Source organism: Pseudoalteromonas sp. GCY (assembly GCF_016695175.1).
GTDB lineage: Bacteria > Pseudomonadota > Gammaproteobacteria > Enterobacterales > Alteromonadaceae > Pseudoalteromonas.
In genome coordinates this window covers 953,627-972,385 of sequence record NZ_CP068023.1, presented here as the reverse complement: position 1 = coordinate 972,385, position 18,759 = coordinate 953,627, and the positions used below count along the sequence as shown (strand labels likewise).

The window sequence follows — 18,759 nt, the reverse complement described above, 5'->3', positions numbered from 1 at the left end:
TGCAAGCCTCTTTTACTTCGCCATTGATCTCAGTTCCTTTCTGGTTATAGGATGTATCCTATCCAACAGGCCTCTTTCAAGTATTTCAAGCAATTCATTGAGAGATCCTGCTCTAATATTAAACGGCAATTTATCATTCACCTCCTTTGAAGCTTCTCTAGACAACCCCATATTTATTAGAGAAATCATTCTGTCGTCACAAGCACCAATTTCAATATAAGAGTGAAGTTTGGTATTAGAAATTTCGAGATTCTTAAGCGCTAAGACATTGCTTAACAGCACCTGATAACATCTCAAGGCATTCGCAAGTCTGAACCTAATGTCATTATTTATAACTTTTATTACGTCCCTTACCGCTTTATTTGGATTAACTTCATTATCCTCAGCATTATCTCTTAACCAATTGATTTGTTCTGTAATAATGCTTTTAAGGCTATCCCCTTGAATCCACTTTTTGGTGATTAAACAAATATAAGTCAGTTGATAATCGCCAGTGGGGGTATACACGCCAAACAACGTGAGCTTTTCGCAAACCCTTAGTAATATTTCATACAAATTAGTCGACTTAGGATGTGGCAGTGTCCACTCCTTTAAATCACCATTTTCATTTAAAAATTTGAATAGTTTATCTTGCTGGATATAACCGATTGTAGGGTTAGCTTCGAGCGTAAACGGTGCAACCTGCAAACTGTTATAGGCTCGGCTTACATTATCTATTAAAAACTGTTTGCTAACCTGACTTAAGTTCAGTTCAGGCGCATCTATCGTTCTGGATAATTTCCCAGAATAAATTTCCTTAATTAACTTATTTGCAATTGAATAGAATTTGTAATGATCCTCACCATCATGCGGATAGTTACCATTCAAAGCCAAAATTACGGAACCAAGTTCCTCGTTTAGGGATTTAAAGTAGGTGGGGATTTTTTCTTCTTGATCTGGTTCTTCGTCAAAGTAATCATCTACTTTCCAAGTATCAGGCTCAACGACAAAAATATTACCAGCGAAGTGTTCTAACATTCTCCCAGCTCTACCCGTAATGTTATTAATTTTTACATCTTCTAGCCGTTCTGACGGCTTGCCTCTAATGATTCTAAGCGGATTTTTTAAGAATAAATTCTTGGCTGGTAAATTAACACCTTCTGCTAATGTGCTTGTACACGCAACAAACTTAATCCGATCTTCTTTAACCAGATTCTCTATCATCACTCGTAATGAACTGGGCAAAGGTCCATAGTGAAAGGCAACCCCCTTACGTAAGTTTTCTGCGAGCGTGAATTCCTTATGTATAAACTCTTCAACGTAGTCAGCAGCTTCTTCAAGCTCACCACTTACATCAAAATCGACAATTTTTTCAGCGATCGCTTTAGCAAAATTTTCACAAAGATGAGTCTGGTTCCGATAAATAATATTACTGTTTCCTTGACCAAGCTTAAATACAATGTCTGCGAAATGGCTGCCAGTAAATCCTTTGCTTATGGTTAATTCATTCTCAGAATTCTGTCGCTTAATCCTAAGATTTCTGCCTTCGGGTTTTACGTCTATTACGATTTTGGCAACAGGAGAGAATGCAGTAATTTCCTTTTTAAACTGGATATCCTCGAATATTGTAGAAAAGGAATCTTGATAACTAGGAGAAGGCATACTGACAATTACTTGTGGTAGGCTATCCTCAAGAAGCTTCTCGATTGTCAAATGTAATAAAACACCTCGGCTTTCATCAGTAATGTTGTGTGCTTCATCGATAAACAAAAAGTTAAACGATATGTCGCCGCTTTGAAGTACATCAAAAAGACGTTCCTGTGTCATAACAAAGAATGTCTTGTCACCATATCCTTTGTCATGAGGAACCGTACAAATCTCTATTTCTTTTTCAAACTTCTGTTCTGTTGCAATTTCATATAGTTTTGTTGCCACTTCGGAAATAAGCGCTCTTGTAGGGACAATGATTGCAGCAAATGCACCTTCGGAATCTTTCAATCGCCTTACAAGATAACTGAGAATAATATGAGTTTTACCAGCGGAGGTGGGTGCGACGGTAATAATGTCTTCTTCAGACATTAGATCAGCCCACAGCATTCGTTGTAGTGGTCAACTAATTTTGGCCACAGTTTTAGAATCTTGGTATCTAACCTCAGATTCATTTGGCGCTAAACCAGCATTATAATGATGAGGCCTAACGTTGTTATAATATCCGTTGATATAATCACTCACACCATATTTAGCATCTTTAAAGTTTTCGTATCCAACCTTTGGCATCCACTCCGTTTTAAAGCTTCTAAAAAATCGCTCCATTGGCGCATTATCCCAACAATTTCCGCGCCTGCTCATACTTTGTGTAATTTTATAGCGCCATAAACGTTGGCGGTACTTCAAGCTTGTATAATGGCTTCCTTGGTCTGAGTGAAACATCAATCCACTTGGTTTACCTCTGCTTTCATACGCGAGTTCAAGCGCTTTTAGCGTTAAGTTAGTATCTGGCGACAACGACATTGCCCAACCAACGACTTTACGTGCAAATAAATCAACAACGACCGCTAAATAGGCCCAGCGATTGCCTGTCCAAATATACGTCACATCACCGCACCACACCGTATTCGGCTCAACAACATCAAACTGCCTATCTAGCAAATTTGGGATTTCAAGATGCTCATTACCACCCCTTTTATATTGATGTTGTGGTACTTGGCAGCTCTCTAGTTTTAGTTTAACCATTAGCTTAGCGGCGCGATAACGGCTTAATTCAAAATCGTTATTCGTTGCGATTGCTGCGATTGTCCGTGCCCCAGCTGAACCGCCGCTCATTGCATGTATGGCTTTAACTTCAGCTTCTAGCCTTATTTGCTCTGGTGTTGGCGTTGTATCCCGTATGGCCCAATATTTATAGCTGCTGCGATGCACATTGAATACGCTACACAACACGCTAATTGGGTAACGCTCTCGTTGATTTAATTTCTCAATTAACGAGAATTGTTCAGGGAGTCTGACATCAAGAGAGCGGTAGCCTTTTTTAATATATCCTTTTCTAATTCAATACGTTGGATTTGCTTTTTAAGTTCGCGGATTTCAATTTGTTCGGGTGTCATTGGTGAAGCTAATGGGGACTGGCCATTCCGTTCTTGCTTTAATTGAGTTACCCACTTACTTACAGTTGATTTACCAACCCCCATAGCTTTGGCTGCATCTTCTTGCGTGTAGCCTTGATCAACTACAAGCTGAGCTGTTTCTAATTTGATTGCAGCAGAATACGTTGCGCGTTTTAATTTCGTCATTTTTTCACCCAAATTTGTATGCAAATAGCATAACATTTCTTTCTTAATGGGTGGCCAAATTAACTATGCCACTACACGTTGAAAATCAGTCAAAGGAAAATCAAGTTCTGGTACAGTATTGAGCTCTTTCCTGAAGTCCATTTCTGCTTCTGAATAGAAGTGATAGTTGAAAGTTAACTCAGGATATTTCTTCTCAATCAGCTTTAGGTTCGGGAAGTCACCAACGCTTGAAAAAACTTTATTGGCGATACCGATTATTTCGGGATAGGAATCACCACATACTTCAATGAGCATTGATAAAATTGCCGCCCCTTCCTTGCGAAACTTCGGATCATCTACTTTATATAAAAACTGTGCAACGCTTACCAATTGCTTTAGCAGACTTCTGTCCAAATCTGAATCTTGTCCAACGAGTTTGTATATATATGAACTAAATAGTTTGTCACTTGCAGTTCGATAGCCCTTACTGGCTATGGCTTTCAACGAGAGTTTTTTTACAAAATCACTCATTTTTTAATATCCATATATTTAATGAAATTAGTAACCAAATCAGGAACCGAATCAAAAGGTAAAAGAATCAGCATCGTCTTATCGATAGTGATTCCTTGCTTTTCGATTTTTCCAAAATAATTACCAACATGCTGGCAAGCGATCTCAACGTAACTTTTCTCAAAATCATCCCCATTAATCTTGAGCAAATCTGGATTTGAAAATCCAATAAAACATGGCGAGTGAAGCACTTCGTCTAAATCAATATTGGAAAACGGGTCGAGGATTTCGAGTAAATAATTTTCCAAATCTGAGTCCATATTTGGAAAATCCATATTGCTATCTAGCAAATCAAACTCTGATTGATATGTATCTTTGGCAGACTTTATTGACTCTGTAGCTTTTGTTGCGGCCGAGTTAAAATCCTGATGTAACTTTGACTCCCCCAACATCAATCGAAATTTACCATCATAGAACTGACCATGAACTGCATCGGCACCGAACACAGGCATACGTCTACTGGTTTTTGTGGAAATTTTACTTAGAAGTTTTGGAGCTTCTAAATATACATCGAGCAATGTGAATAATATCAGTTCACCAAGTTCACCATGAGCGGTGTGTTGGCTAATTTTTCGTATGGCCTTTTCAAACAATTTAGAAGCAGCATCGGGGATATTGATACCTAACTTCTTCTCGACTTCCGTACATGAAAATACGAAATTTGCCATTATGCCGTTTTTAATTACTGTGAAAAAATCATTAAGGGAATTACCTTCTGCATCGGGTAGTAGGTATATTAGGAGGGTTTCTACCTTCCTACCATCACTGAGTTGAAAACTAACTTCTACCTGCCTCAAAACATTTTTTATTTCATCAGAATTTTTTAATTGAGGTACTAATCGCTGGTCCATAACTTTTCTTCACATTCCATTTTCAAGCTGCTCTTAATAAGAGCATGCCAACACACTTTCCAATATTAAATTACACACAAAAGCAAATATAAACCAGATGTAACTGATTCGCAGTGCCGATCTTTCCGAAGCCACTCTGCCACTACAACAAGAATAAACCAGATACTTCAACACTTTTCAAGTTGCAGCAGAGATAAAATGGTAAAGGTTAGATGCGAATCTCATGCAGGCAAGCATGAACTTCCATCTTCATAACAACCAACCCTACGTATATGCCGCATGAACCTTTACATGAAACACATAAGCTCAATTGCTAACTGAATTAGCGAATTTATTTAGGAAATAAAAAAAGCGAGTGTCACTTTCGCAACACTCGCTTTTTATGAACTACTCAACTAGTTTCCAACTTCAATTGTAGTTATCAAAACCTGATGACTGGTAATGAAATTTGTGACAATAGCTTCAGACTTTTCTTTAGCTCTGCTCATGTTAAAGTTAATAAAGGTTGTGACTGCTGTGATCAATTCTCAACAATGATACCATTATCTCTTCAATAAAGTTTGTGACAATTAAATAGCCTTACTCTTCATAAAACTTAATAAAGTCACCTCGACCGCTTTCAATATCACTCAACCAAGCGTGGTAGCTTAAAGAGTTTTAAAGGAACTCAGCTTTTATCTAGCGTTTTTCTAAATAATTTCATTTTAGCTAACTTGCTAAATTAACAATGTACATAAGACGATTTAGCCGTAGACGTATTTCTACTGTGAGTAACGCACGAATTTCTAAGGATTTTTATTATCGTCTTCCAGCTTTATTACTTTCATTAGTAAAATCTTGATTGAAACTACCCACGTAGTTTTAACAGTTTTGTTTTCTTATCAGGTAGGTAGAGCTTTCTATATTTAATAAACTCTTTCGGATATTTTCCTAGACCTGTTGATAGAATTATCTGATATGAACCCTTTAATCCTTTAAATTGTTCTAAACATGCCAAAAGATTATCCTCTTCAATTCCGGCTGTTTCCGGTGTATCAACGAGTAAGAATCTAGGAAATGTTATCGAGGAGTCACTCAATGACATTTTTAACAACGTTAAGTAGTACATTAATCTAACAGAAACTTTGGAGCTGGCCTCTTTGTAAGACCCTCCATTAATGATTGGCATATAGTTCTCAGAGCTAATTTTTGCTGTTCTACACTCGTCCAAAGATTCAGTCATTAGCTCGTTGTATACACTGTTAAATTGTTTTAGTTTCTCTTGCATATCAAGCTCAGCTTTTGATTCATGGAGCTTTCTATTAGACGCAGCACTATCAAATTTTTCCTTAAGTTCATCAGATTTTTTGATCAGTTCTAGAAGTTTTTCCTCCATAGTAAGCCTGTGGTTTAATTTAGAAATATCGTCTTTCAACTCGAAAATGAAAGAATCTATTTCTTCTAGATTTGATGAGGGTGAAATCTGTCCTGAAGATTCGATTTTGTCATTAAGGAGGGTTTTCATTTCATGTGCTTTTTCTTCAGAATCCCTGACTTTATGTTTTAGTTCGTTCAGATCGGAAATACATGCCTCGTAAGCCACGACAATAGTTTCTCTAGATTTAACGCGAGATTTGAGAATATCTATATATTCATTTGATGTATATGTGAATCTCTCAAACCTCATTTCATCAACGGGACTCCCACAAATGCAGTGATTTTCATCTACTTCAACTTCTTTTAAACAATAAGGACAAGTCTTGGAGTTAAATAGAGAGAGGTTATTATGTGTGTGGATTATTTTCTCAATATTCTTTATATCTTGATCTCTTTGTTTTATTAGTTCTTTTAAATCAACGATCTCTTTTAAAAAAATATATTCTGAGCGTTTCATTTCAATAATATCTTGCTCTAATAACGAGATGTCATTTTTTAATATGTCGATTTGAGTAGTCTGTAAAGGTTCAGGTAACGATTGTTTCGTTATCTGCTCTCTTCTTGAGAGTAGCTTACTTAAACGAGACTCATTTTCATTCAGTTCACCTCTAATGGCATCGACATTTAAAATATCATTATTTCCAGATAGCTCATTTAAATTATCTACGAGTTTTCTATACTCTTCAGATACATTCTTAGCAACTTGATATTTTTTATCAGCCTCTCTCTCTTTTGTTATTCCTGTATAAAGCTCTGAGAACTGATTACCAAGTAAAAGCTCAAAAATAGCCTTTCTGATCAATTCAGAATCAGTTAAGAAGTTCGTTTTGTTGTCTAAAGGCTTATAGATACCGCTTGGGTCAGGTAGCTGATTGTGATAAATCAACCTTAGTAAATCAGAAAAATTGAATTTAAAAGTACTATTACCTTGGCTTAAGCTAACAACGTCGATGCCCAGCTCATCAAGTATCCAATCAGAGAAAATGTTATCGTTACTATTGGGAGCTCTAAAAATACTGTATATTTGGGTTGTGTCAGCAACCACTTCAGGGCTAAAAAAAGATACATCATCGTTATCTAAATACTCAGCTACGAGTATCTCATTTTTTTGGATTTGACGACGTAGTAAGTAATTTTTACTATTTATAGAGATAAATAATTCAGCATAATTGTTTTTATCATATGCTATTTGTTCGTGTGGTTCATCTGATTTACTATCAAAGTGAGTTACTTTCCCTCCCAAACAGTAATAAATAAGGCTATTTAGTGTTGTTTTTCCTGTCCCATTGTCAGCCTCTATGAGTACTATATTAGTATCGAATTCTTCTGACTCGAAATAATATTTATCTCCATAGTAGTTTATTTTATTTATTCTCAAACATGCCATGTTTTAACACCATTATTTTTATAAACTCTTTCAATAAATGTATCTAAGGAAAGGGCTGTTATTCGCTCAACAGATGATTTTAACTTTTTTATCTTTTCATATTCATTGGCAAACTCTTTTTTACTAAAAAACTCTTTAGGAATTTCACCCTTGTTTAAAGTAAGATCTAAAGTGTCTAGGCTTTTACTTTTCCTTAACGTGATTAAGCCCCTTTTTTCTAGTGTAATCAAAAGGGAATTAAACCTAGTTATTTGAGTGACCCCATCTTTATATGATTCATATAGTATTTCTTTTTCTTGTTTAGAAGCACTAAACTCTGTTGATTTTATCATTGAGTCAAATGTTTTAGTGTCACTTAATAGCAAGATTATGAACAATAGCTTCCGACTATCATTGAAATAGGTGCCATTTCTTTTTCCTAATCGATCTAGTGTTATCAATATCCAAAAGCACATATAGTAGGGATCATCACTAGAACTGAACATAAGCCTTTTTTTTATATCACACATCGTTATACCTCGTTCAGAGCAATAAAACACTCATCAAACAGATCGTAGATTATACTTTTAATAATGACCTCATTTGACACCTTATAAGTAAAGTCATTTTTTAGTGTCTCGATTGTAGCTGTTGACTTCTCAAGCATCTTTCCTATGGCTGTAATAATTTCATCTTGCGTATAGGTGCTCTGTGCATTGAGTGCTAGATACTCTGCACAAGCTAAGAAAACTCTATACTTTAGAGCTAAGAATGATTTTCCACTATTTTTATCAATTTTTACTGTGCATGCCTCTCGCGAGTAAATCCCGTGAAGTTGCTTAGAGAAATCAGGGCAGACTGACATGAGCTTATCTCCCAGGTTTCTTTTATCTGTGATTCTTTGAGATTCTTCATGATACCTCTCCCATGAAGGGTCTAATAGTTCAACTGAAATGCTGCTCTCTGCGTTTTTGAATACCATTTTTACGTCAGAACCAGTGATAAACTTATTAGAAAACACATTATCATTCTGCCTCTCATCTAGTAGCTCCATAAGTTCGCAAAAAATAGTTTCTTCTTTACCCTCATTACTAAGATTTGATAAGGGACAGGTTTTGATTAGTTGCAGTACACTAGCCTTGAGAGCGTCATTATCTTCATCATCGAAATGCCAATATATTTTGTCGAGAAAATTATTTGCCTCTTCTAGAGTTAAATTTTCGAGTGTAGAGAAATAAGAGTTATCTAATTTATTTTGTTGTTTAGCTAGCTCTTGAGCGTAGTTTTTCGATTTTGGATTAGGAGTTTTGAAGTATTGACTACGATATTCTTCGAGAATGGTAGCTTTAAAGTATTCGAATGCTGATTGGTCTAGCGTGCCTCCGTCACTCAAAATTTTCAAAATTGGTTGAGCCGGAGGTTCTAAGGTAGTACCGTTGAACAAGACCTTCTTTTTTTCTTTACCTATTGTTGCTGTCGTATAGAACCCTAGTTTTACGTTATCACTAGACTGCCAGTTCTTAAAATATATATCGAAAAAGCTAACTAAAGTATTCTTAACAGCTTCACTTTGGAGGGTAAAGGCACTATTGTCATATGCTTTTAGTTCTTCAACTCTAGATTCAATATGCGACTCATTGACTATGGTATGGTCAACATCTTCTGTAATTTCAATCGCAGTGTAAAATAATTGCCTATCGTTCTTAATGATTTCTTCAATCATCAGCTTGATTGCACGGATCTTTTGAAGTCGAAAGCCTTTGGTTTTATCTGAAGCTCCGCGGTAAATAGTATCTTTAGCCATGTTATCCCAAATCACTACAAGTAGTGTTGTCCATATAGAAGAAGACTGTAGTTATTGTTAGAATCTTGATTGTAAAAGATAAAATTTAGAATACCAACATATTCAGGTCTTATATATTACTTTTTCTATCGAGCTCTATAATAGTGCTAATTTCCATTATTGTGTCTAAATATTGACAATAATATTGCAAAAAATCATTATTACGTAATCAAAGCCTACTTTACGATTGTCGGATCGTGTATGAGTCATTACAACTGATTTTGTACAATTGATTTGATTCGAAATACAGTTCCACAAACACAATCCCAAATTTGAACCCAATGTTAAAATTTTTCTTCTGTATTCCCAGGTTGATAAGTTTCAGCAAGCTCAGTAGCACTAGCCTCAAATAAACGAAGTGCAGCGCGAGCTGAAGATGGCGATTCAATACGAGCAAACAGCTCTTTAAATTGCATCGCATCTCGGCGTTTTTCAAGTTGCTCGATCAAAGCTAGCTCACCACGTTGATATACGTCTGGAATATTGAGGTTGATGATTTTCTCTAAGAAGCGTTGATCAGTGTACTTTTCGATACGGCGAACATGTTCCTTCTCCATGACAAATACGACATCAGCCCAAGTTAATAACTCTTCACTGCATAATGTTGTGTTGTTTCGCTTACACTCCTTCTCGCTCAAACCTGCTGACCGGTAGACGCGCAGTGGATCTTTTGCTGCGAAGTGATCTTCAGCTGTTTTGCTGCGATTTAAATTCGAGGTGCATAAAAATAAGATATTCATTTCAACTTCTCTTCAGTTGGCTGCGGCTTCCACTCTTGAGCTGCTTGATGTAATAGTCTCTGTGTATCTTCAAATAATGCGCCAAAGTCTTTCTCATTAAGCTGGGGCGGTAGCATCAGTTGAATAGTTGGGATGTGTGTCTTAGGGCAAACCGCTACATGCAATACTTCTACAATCCCATCTCCAACCATTTCGGATAACGTTCGGAACAAACGATGTAAAACAAACACAAAAACGTCATCCACCTCCAAAGGGGTGTAGAAAAATACGTTTGGTGAGTAGTCCCGAAGATGCTGTTCAAGTGCTGCCGCATACATAAAAGAACTCCAAAAACGATAAAAACCTATCCTTTAAGAATGAGCCAGAATTGGTGAAAAATCTCGGAAGTGTCACTTAAATCTCGGAAGTGTCACTTAAATTTCGTTAAAAAAGATGCTTTAACTGGTTCCGAAAAAACAGTGAAGCTTTACAGCCCTCAAAACGCAGCAATCGCAAGTCCAAATAGTTCGACTCTGTAAAATAGACTTTTGCATGCGGATACGGCGTTATCACCCAATTTTGATGGGTTGAGCCAAAATTATTAACGAACCGCTGATTTTCAACTGTTTCACCGTACCTCCAATGTTGTTCTTAAAAACGAAGAGCTAAATACCCACCAAACACTAAGCATATGCAACAGGTTTCATATAACACATTGATTTATAAACCAATTACCAAATTTCACAGTTTTCCTGTCAAGCACTTTCTTTGGCATTTTGGTTACAGAATGTGCAAACGAACATCCTAAATCAATGACTTAGCAAATTCATGCTTGCAAATTTTTTTGAAATCATTAGTCTCTTATTTGGAGACAACAAAACATGTCTTTTGCTGAGAGATACGCATTAAAAATCTATTTATTAGCTGTTTGAGTTGCTTGTGTCTTACTTAACTGGCTTTCTTCGCAACGCAGTTGCGGAATAACAAGATTAATTGATAACAATAAATAACTGTCTACCAATTTTAAAAATGCCTTCTTAGAGACCTCACTAGCCAGAACCTACTGAACCTTCCATTTTAGTAACTGAGAGACCTTGTAGAATGCCAAAGCATGTTCAAATCATGTTTTGGCGCTTACATACGGAAACTTAATATTCACTTTCTTGGCCAGTATCTATAACGAACGCGCTTCGGTAAATGTGAATACAGCCAAGCTTTATCCCTCTTAAACAACCAAGTGTATGCTGCTCTTATAGCATTTTGGATATTCCCTCGCGTACTATTGGGCTCTTGCTTTAAAAACGCGAGTAATCTAGCGCGGTGTTTGCCACGCTTTATCTGATACCGCCTATATTTTCTTAGCTCTACAACGTCAGGATGCTGTGACAATAACTGCTCAACAGCACCAATGGAGCAACCAAATGCTTGCGCTATGACCTTTGTGGGTATCCCTTGGCGCAATTGCTCTACAATAACTTTTCGTTCATAGGCGAAGATGAATTGTTCACGCCTATCTATGAAGATATTGTTCTGAATCGCTAGCTGTTTAACCTTAATCACACTCAGGCCGCTATATGAACTAGCTTTCCTTAAACTTTCCCCCGCTTTCAAAGCCTCTAACGCTTGATTTTCTTTTTGTATAAATCGCTCTTTCTCTAAACTTGGTGTCTGCACTTCAAGAGTTTGATTTCCACTGCATTGCCCATAATCCTTAAACCCCTCAATTGAGCCAAACAACATTCCAATCATTAAAAGGTGTAATAACGGGTGGTGATGAGAGTCAGCTTGATAAAAAAGACAAGAAGGGAAAGTGATCCCTTGCCCCAGATTAAAGATAAGCGCCACTTCATAGCTATCTAAAATAGGCTCCCAAAACCCCTCTAAGCTTTCCCTTAATTCACGTTGGTGTATTGAATTCACATTGGCTGCAAATCCAAGTTCAACGAGCTTAGTACGATAAGTTTCAGCGGCTTTAATGCCATCCCCCAAAGAATTCACCTCTGTAAGCAACGAGAAGCTCAAATTAGCCAAAAGACAAGCCTTAGGGGGAGATGCTTTAAACTCTGTCTTTAAATCGCTCTCAGGTGGCGTTGAGAGTGCTCTACGAGGTATATCCACACTAATTAAATCTATTCCGTGCTTAACGCACGAAGTCACACCAGGCAAAAAATGGCTAACATGCCAAAATGTCACCCCATAGCGCTCAATATCCTCCTGAACACACATAGGGCAATAATTGTTAGCATGCTTTGGATGAATTCGGCTCGCAGTTAATGACATCTTTGAAAACGTTGCACATGTATCACCATTTTTTACGTCTTTTAACAAAGATGCATAATCGTTAGCTTGGCAAAAATGTTTAAAGTAAGGAATTAACGTGTGATCATTAATCAACTGAGAAAGAGTCAACCCTGATTGCGCTGCAAGTTGAGGTAGGTATCCAGGAAATTGCGCATTCATTTGCTTGTTTCGACTGCCTAACAAAAGGTTTTGACCTTGTGTAATACAAGGAAAAGGCATTCCAATAATCCAACGAGATAACCAACTATAAACGCTCTCCCCCATATAGATAGGCGGACAGAAATACTCAGCTTTCATCACGAGAGTCCATCACTAACTTGAAAATATCATCAAGTTTTAACGATTTGAGCATCAAAAGAATGCTGATCGGTGGGATCCTTGCATCACGATACGCAAAAGTAACAATATTCAATACCTTTTGACCGACAGAGAAAATATCGCCCCTAGAGCGTTTGAAATAAATATCAAAAACAGCGTCATTTAAGCTTTGCTCAAAATTAGTTTGCATCGTTGAAACATCAAGGCGTTGCGCTACACTGAGATTTCTAGGAAGTTCCTTGTAACCAAGTTTGTCTCTCATTAGCCCTCTTAAATCTTCGATACTCAACTGCAAAGGGTTTTGATAAAGAGCTAAACTTATTGCATCAAGCCAGTGAGAGTCGGGATAAAGAGCTAAGCTACTTGGAAGTAGTTGATGTTCACACTCAAGACAGCGATCATTTTCAGGAGGTAAGCTGTGTCGTTGAAAATGCTTGTATTCAAATCCACAATGTTTGCACCCACTTATTAATGGCGTTTGATGTTTATAACAGCGTTGAATGCTCGGTATTTGATGACATGCATGCCAATACGTTGTCCCATATTGGTCACAATCAGCCTGAACACATTCATTACACCATCGCCAATGATAAGCTGATTTTACATGAGTCTGCATTCCTACTTGAACTTTCCCCCCTGATAACAAATAACCCTGCTCATTTAAATTCGCCGCATCTTGCTCAGATAAGAAGTACCTGTAAAACGGCAGTAAAGTATGCTCATTGATGATCTTATCAACACCATAAGTATCAATGTAATGTGAAAGCAGCTCTGCATAAATAGGTCGCCAGATTACTGAAGGGTTAAGTTGATTGATGTTTGGGAAGTAAGGCTTGCAAGTCATCAAAAAATCATTACGTCCTTGTATATCAAACCATCGCGCTAAACTGCTAAGAAGGTGCTCTCCTGGAAACAGGAAAGGCATTGAAATGTTATTCATCGCCACCCACTCCAGTGCAAATCTCTTGCGCAAGCAAATTAAAATCCACCAGCTTTACGTCTGAATGCGGGGTATCATCGGATTTCTTAACTTGAGGTAATTTCGCTTCACTGGTTTTATCGGCTTTCTTAGCCTCCTTGGCTTCTTCGTTAGAGTAAACAGCTTTCTTACTGTTGTTAGCTCGGATTTTTTGCTCGAATAATTTACGATTTCCTTTTCGTAAGGCTGAAAGAGCAGAATCAATTAAATGAAATTGATTTTGATATACGCGTTCTAGCAAGATGATATCGAACGTTGAGCGATATTTTTCGCTCTGACCAGGTTTGTTGATAAGAGCCTTCAACGTTTCATGATGCAACAAAGCTAAGCGAACCATGATCGCTGGTAGACTCACTGACAGCTCGTGAAACTTACCTTTAAACTGTTCTCGATTTGATTCGTCGTTATTTAATAGTAGCTCGTGAGGGAATAACGCATCGAACAAGTTATTAAAATGAACTGAGCTCTTTGGGTGCAAAACAAATTTAAACTGACGATCATTAAGCATACGTCTAACTGTTGACATATCATGCCCAAGTCGATGATCTGACTCTTTTAGTGTATCGAATAACTCAACTCCAATTTGAGTTGAACTCTGTATGATTGGTACGCCTATTTTATTAAACAGTGTTTCTAAAGTCTGTAAATTCGGGCTCCCTTTAATCTTTCCGTACCCGAGCATAAATTGAAGTTCATCAACATGCACAACCCCAAGATAATGATTAGCAGCAATACTCTGCATTGCTGCCATCAAGCTATCAACTGAGTACTTCTTATCATTTTGCCCTATCCATATGTCGTGATAGCTAGTGCCCAATGCCTTATCGACCGCTCTAAAAAAATTAGCGCACATCGCTTTCGGTGAGCCATTAGCTGGCAAGTCAAATGAGACCCAGACCAGCTGTAGTTTTTTGAAATGCTCGCCTTTGTAACTTGTATGCTCAATTGCTTGCGGAATTGTGCCAAGAACCTTCCTAATGGTTGTTGTTTTACCTGTTCCAGACTCACCGTACACTAAACATGCTGGGGCTGTTGACATCCCTGCTACTTGACCATCAAACATTTCTTGGTGTTTTAATGAGTGCGATATTTTTCTCATTAAAATTTGCATTGTTTTTGAAAATGGATTTCGATGAACATAACAAAATAGCAATAAGCTCATTATTTTATTATGTATTCTCCAAGCCTGAGGATCCGGTATATATACGTCTGTTAGTTGTCGAAGTTGAGTTAATTGATATATCTCAGGTAACTCCCAAAAATTAGGAACTATGTTAGTGATAACAGTCAACTTTTTAAGAAATGACTCTTCAAACAATTCAACTTGAATTGTTTCAGAAAGCGGATTGTCATTTAAATTTGGATCTAAATGAGGATGATATTCTGCTTTAATCATGACCTGGTGCTCCGTTAATTCATTTCTTCGTCTAAATCATCATATTGATTGTGATTTATATAAGTTTCTGACTCAGCTTGATTGCTGCCAGAGAGGTTTTCATAAAGCTCTATCTGATGCATTAATTGATGAATCGCTTTAAATTGAAGTTGTCGCTCTTTGACACCCGGTTGCATGCTTGTGCGAGTGTTTTCTGGCGCATCAGAAATCTGCTGCTCATTGAGCTTTAGAAGTTGTTGAGATAAATTTTCCTTGAATATTCGAAGCTTTTTAGCATTCAATCGATTCTTATGACGTTTATCTTTAAATTGCTCTAAGAGATGCAGTACCGGTTCCCAGTGCTGGTTAATAAACGGAGATTCATCATTAACATTTTTTAAATCAAAGCGAATGTACTGACCATCCTGAGTTTTGTGATAGATAGTATTTGTCCACGCTTTATAGCGTTTGACTGGTATCTTAAAAGCTTTGTCATGTTTAGCTTTTGAAAACCAATTAGCTTTTTTTGCGTAATCAGAGTAATAGACTAACCCTTTAAAGTAGATTCCATCGGCGCGAACAGTCGCAGTTTCTTCAGGTAAAAAAGCCCAGTAGATTTTCCCTCGCTCAATAAGCTTCGCATCTCGTCCGCCGTTCATCTCTTGCTTTAAGCTGTGAACAAATAACGCTTTAGGGGTGATATCAATGTTGTTTCTTATTGCATTAATATCATGTCGATGTAACCGATCAGCTGTATTATTGACCAGCATAATGGTTTGGAAAATTTCAATTCTTAGTGAGTCATAATCTAATAGTGCTTGATTGGACGGATGTTGCTCTCCTCGACCAAGATCTTTAGTAATTGCTCCAGGTGTGAAGTGAATAGTCGTGTCATTTAAGGTGTTAAACTTACTCTCTACTGTGCCTTTTGCATCTCCGCGAAACACAGCTGTAAAGTTATATCCCAAAACTCCTACTTCAGACTGAAGTACCGAGGTTATGACGCGATCAGGATGCTCATTGCCATTATCAACGGTGATTTGATACGGCATATGATGTGAGGGAAAATCTTCTTCTCTTATTGTCAAGCCGATACTTTCTGCATATTTAACTTTACAACTGCATGCGTTAATCAGAGCCTGACATGCCCCTTGCCAGTTAGGCCCATCAAACCCAATGTAAAACCCCATAATCATCGTTGAGTAAACATCAATAACGATGTACAAAACCGGTCGCCCCATAGAATATTGACCAGACACATCAAAAGGGTAACGAACATAGCTATCTATCACTGTCGCATCTATTTCATATCGATGAGTTGCACCAATCACGCCGTCATGCGCAGCACCTTGCCGTGCGGCATAATCTTTTTCGTAAACAATGTTTCCATAGCGAATTTCGACATAAAGCTTTTTATCTATTAGCTTTTTCAAATGATATGTTATTTGCTCTTCTGATAAACAATATTGCTCTTCGAACGGAATACGAGTTTCAACTTCAATGCCATCAATTTCACGCACAACTACAGATGTTTCAAAGTTATATTGATAAAGCTCAACAGCCTTTTTATAGCTAAACGATGCAAATTTCTTTTTGCCTTCCTTTGAGTTCAAGAAAGCTAAAACCTGCTTAAATTGTTCTTTATGCTGCTGTGTAACCCCAATTGATTTTGAGAGGCTTTTGCTATTATCAGCACGTCCGCGACCGCGCTTTACATTGTCTTCACCTGGAGCGGCTGGTAAAAAATAGTTTGATCCGGTATTTTTTAATTTAGTGGGTAATAACGCATTGATTGAACAACCGAACACAATGTAACGATTTAAAGCGTTGTAATAAACACCCCGTGTTAACCAGCGCTTTCCCTTATCCTTATCCTTATCCTTATCCTTATCCTTATCCTTATCCTTATCCTTATCCTTATCCTTATCCTTATCCTTATCCTTATCCTTATCCTTATCCTTATCCTTATCCTTATCCTTATCCTTATCTTTATCCTTAGCCATTTTTTCAGACAAAATTAGCTCATCAATTTCTTTGCTGATACTTGTTTTTCCATAAAGGTATTGATTAATTACACTTTCGGTCGTTAAAGGCGCTAATTTTTGATACTTATAGTCTCTTTTATCTATCCATGTTTGACGACCAATTCTCACTAGTTCTTTATCTGAATACGACATCTCAGCAGGTAGATCATAGCTGCTCACCTCTGAAGCTAATTTAATGCGCTTATACAGTTCATTAAATGAAAAAACTTTTGGTTTCGAAATGTTGTCAGCGACTTCTGATATGCACATATCAGAGACAGCAGCCTTTTTGAGATGGAAGTTAACGTGACAAACTCGCCATCTTATAAGCGTTTCTTTACTATTCTGACTTGTAGAAGCCTTACTTTTAAAGACAATGCATTGACCCACGAAAATCATAGCAGCAACTCCACGGGTCTAAACAAGCGAATAAACTTATTGATATTTACGGGCAGAAGGTTATGTAAACCAGAGAATTGGAACAGGCTCTGAGCTCTCTGAAATGAGTGGTTTTGTGCTACGGACAGGCTTTTGAGAAGGACTTGCAGCTCAGCTCTTGGGCTCACTATCCAAGCTTGAATAAATGCAACGCAGAACTGTTTTAATTCATCTATGTTAGTTTCAAAATCATAAGCTAATTGAAAATAATCAAAGTTCCATGCTTCTTCTTTTGTTGCATCACGTTCAGTCAGTATTCGATACTCAACATCTCTACGCTTCCAGTATTGACGTTCAATCTCAAACTTTTGCCAAGTTCTTTTGTTAATTCTTTCAACTTCGTCTTTAGTGTTTAATTTATAAATTTGATCCCAATATTTGAAAGTGTAAGCAATACGATATTCTTTCCCTTCTTTATTTCTATATGTTGCAAGCAGATCTGTAGTCATTACATGAGCTACATTCGTTTGCCAATTTCGAGGATGAATCAAATTCAAACTCACTGAAATATCGAGTGTCTCGTCCAAATCCAGAGCATATTGAGAAAAGATTCGCACTATATTCTTTTGAAGTAGAAGTTTTTTATATGCCCTTAGCTCACCATCTGACAATAAGTGGACGTGAAGCTTTTGGATTGGACAATAAATCCAGTGACGGCGACCGATTTGATTCACATCGCGAACAGTTAAATATGATTCATAATCATCTAAGTTATGAATCAACTTTTTCCATTTATTTAACTTTCTGATTGTTTCCTTGTTGGTTACAACAAGTTTAGACATAGACAACTCTGCACAAATAAAAAACAATTTAGCAGAGAAAAGTTTAATCCGGCAGTCTACAAAACAACATAACTATATGATATAATTGAGAATATAATATATCGATAATAAAAAGACCTGCCAATTTAAAGAATGGCAATTTTTGACATTTTTAAAATCATAATGAAAACAAGATACTGGTATTTTCGGGGTTATTTACTATTTCAGTATTAATAAAAAATGGCGGAATTGGAGAATGTTTTTGGTTATAAAAACCACAAAATCAATAACAAAAAACTTTTAATAATTCTCCAATTTGATAGTTATTAATCGATAAAAGCATGTTGAATGGGGAAGACTAGACTCCCATAAAAAAGATTTTTTGCCTGATTCTGATGTTAAAATGAGTGGTCATAGAGAATCAAGCTCACTTTTAGACAAAAATGTTAGTGCCAACGGGTGGCTCTGTATCAATAAGATACCTTTACATTGAACTATTCCCGACTCTATACGATCGGAAGCAGACGCTCAAAAATCTATTATCGCAAGG

General features: G+C 37.0%; 14 protein-coding genes. All 14 read right to left on the bottom strand.

Annotation, left to right across the window (positions count from 1 at the left end; all coding sequences use genetic code 11):
- Positions 1-12 precede the first annotated feature (12 nt).
- Positions 13-2,058: a DEAD/DEAH box helicase gene (locus JJQ94_RS09465; protein WP_141557635.1), complete on the bottom strand. Its 2,046-nt coding sequence runs from the start codon at positions 2,056-2,058 to the stop codon at positions 13-15.
- A gap of 30 nt (positions 2,059-2,088) precedes the next feature.
- Positions 2,089-3,269 (bottom strand): IS3 family transposase gene (locus JJQ94_RS09460; RefSeq protein ID WP_201435417.1). Its coding sequence is split into 2 segments (ribosomal slippage): positions 2,089-3,011 and positions 3,011-3,269, totalling 1,182 coding nucleotides; the frame shifts between segments, so codons are not numbered across the junction.
- A gap of 63 nt (positions 3,270-3,332) precedes the next feature.
- Positions 3,333-3,779: a hypothetical protein gene (locus tag JJQ94_RS09455; protein ID WP_099031223.1), complete on the bottom strand. Its 447-nt coding sequence runs from the start codon at positions 3,777-3,779 to the stop codon at positions 3,333-3,335.
- Entirely contained in the window at positions 3,776-4,669 is an 894-nt protein-coding gene (locus JJQ94_RS09450) for a HamA C-terminal domain-containing protein (RefSeq protein WP_099031222.1), read from the bottom strand. The genes JJQ94_RS09455 and JJQ94_RS09450 overlap by 4 nt, the downstream gene beginning before the upstream one ends.
- 847 nt (positions 4,670-5,516) lie before the next feature.
- Positions 5,517-7,472: a hypothetical protein gene (locus tag JJQ94_RS09445; protein ID WP_099031221.1), complete on the bottom strand. Its 1,956-nt coding sequence runs from the start codon at positions 7,470-7,472 to the stop codon at positions 5,517-5,519.
- Entirely contained in the window at positions 7,460-7,804 is a 345-nt protein-coding gene (locus JJQ94_RS09440) for a hypothetical protein (RefSeq protein WP_141557624.1), read from the bottom strand. The genes JJQ94_RS09445 and JJQ94_RS09440 overlap by 13 nt, the downstream gene beginning before the upstream one ends.
- Before the next feature lie 179 nt (positions 7,805-7,983).
- Positions 7,984-9,255, bottom strand: coding sequence for a hypothetical protein (locus JJQ94_RS09435; protein ID WP_099031219.1), 1,272 nt, complete (start codon positions 9,253-9,255; stop codon positions 7,984-7,986).
- Positions 9,256-9,578: 323 nt separating this feature from the next.
- Positions 9,579-10,034, bottom strand: coding sequence for a hypothetical protein (locus tag JJQ94_RS09430; RefSeq protein WP_201435452.1), 456 nt, complete (start codon positions 10,032-10,034; stop codon positions 9,579-9,581).
- Positions 10,031-10,351 carry a hypothetical protein gene (locus tag JJQ94_RS09425; RefSeq protein ID WP_099031218.1) on the bottom strand — a complete coding sequence of 107 codons (321 nt, stop codon included), beginning with the start codon at positions 10,349-10,351 and terminating at the stop codon, positions 10,031-10,033. Before JJQ94_RS09425 ends, JJQ94_RS09430 begins: the two co-directional genes overlap by 4 nt.
- 817 nt (positions 10,352-11,168) lie before the next feature.
- On the bottom strand, positions 11,169-12,611 hold the full coding sequence (locus JJQ94_RS09420) for a TnsD family Tn7-like transposition protein (protein ID WP_099031217.1): 1,443 nt from the start codon (positions 12,609-12,611) through the stop codon (positions 11,169-11,171).
- Positions 12,601-13,572 (bottom strand): TniQ family protein, encoded by a 972-nt coding sequence (locus tag JJQ94_RS09415; RefSeq protein ID WP_099031216.1) that lies wholly within the window; start codon positions 13,570-13,572, stop codon positions 12,601-12,603. The genes JJQ94_RS09420 and JJQ94_RS09415 overlap by 11 nt, the downstream gene beginning before the upstream one ends.
- Positions 13,565-15,007, bottom strand: a complete 1,443-nt coding sequence (locus JJQ94_RS09410) for an ATP-binding protein (RefSeq protein ID WP_099031215.1) — start codon at positions 15,005-15,007, stop codon at positions 13,565-13,567. Before JJQ94_RS09410 ends, JJQ94_RS09415 begins: the two co-directional genes overlap by 8 nt.
- A gap of 14 nt (positions 15,008-15,021) precedes the next feature.
- Complete coding sequence (locus tag JJQ94_RS09405) at positions 15,022-17,409, bottom strand: Mu transposase C-terminal domain-containing protein (RefSeq protein ID WP_201435451.1); 2,388 nt, start codon at positions 17,407-17,409, stop codon at positions 15,022-15,024.
- Positions 17,406-18,230 (bottom strand): TnsA endonuclease N-terminal domain-containing protein, encoded by an 825-nt coding sequence (locus JJQ94_RS09400; RefSeq protein WP_099031213.1) that lies wholly within the window; start codon positions 18,228-18,230, stop codon positions 17,406-17,408. Before JJQ94_RS09400 ends, JJQ94_RS09405 begins: the two co-directional genes overlap by 4 nt.
- Between the last annotated feature and the right edge of the window lie 529 nt (positions 18,231-18,759).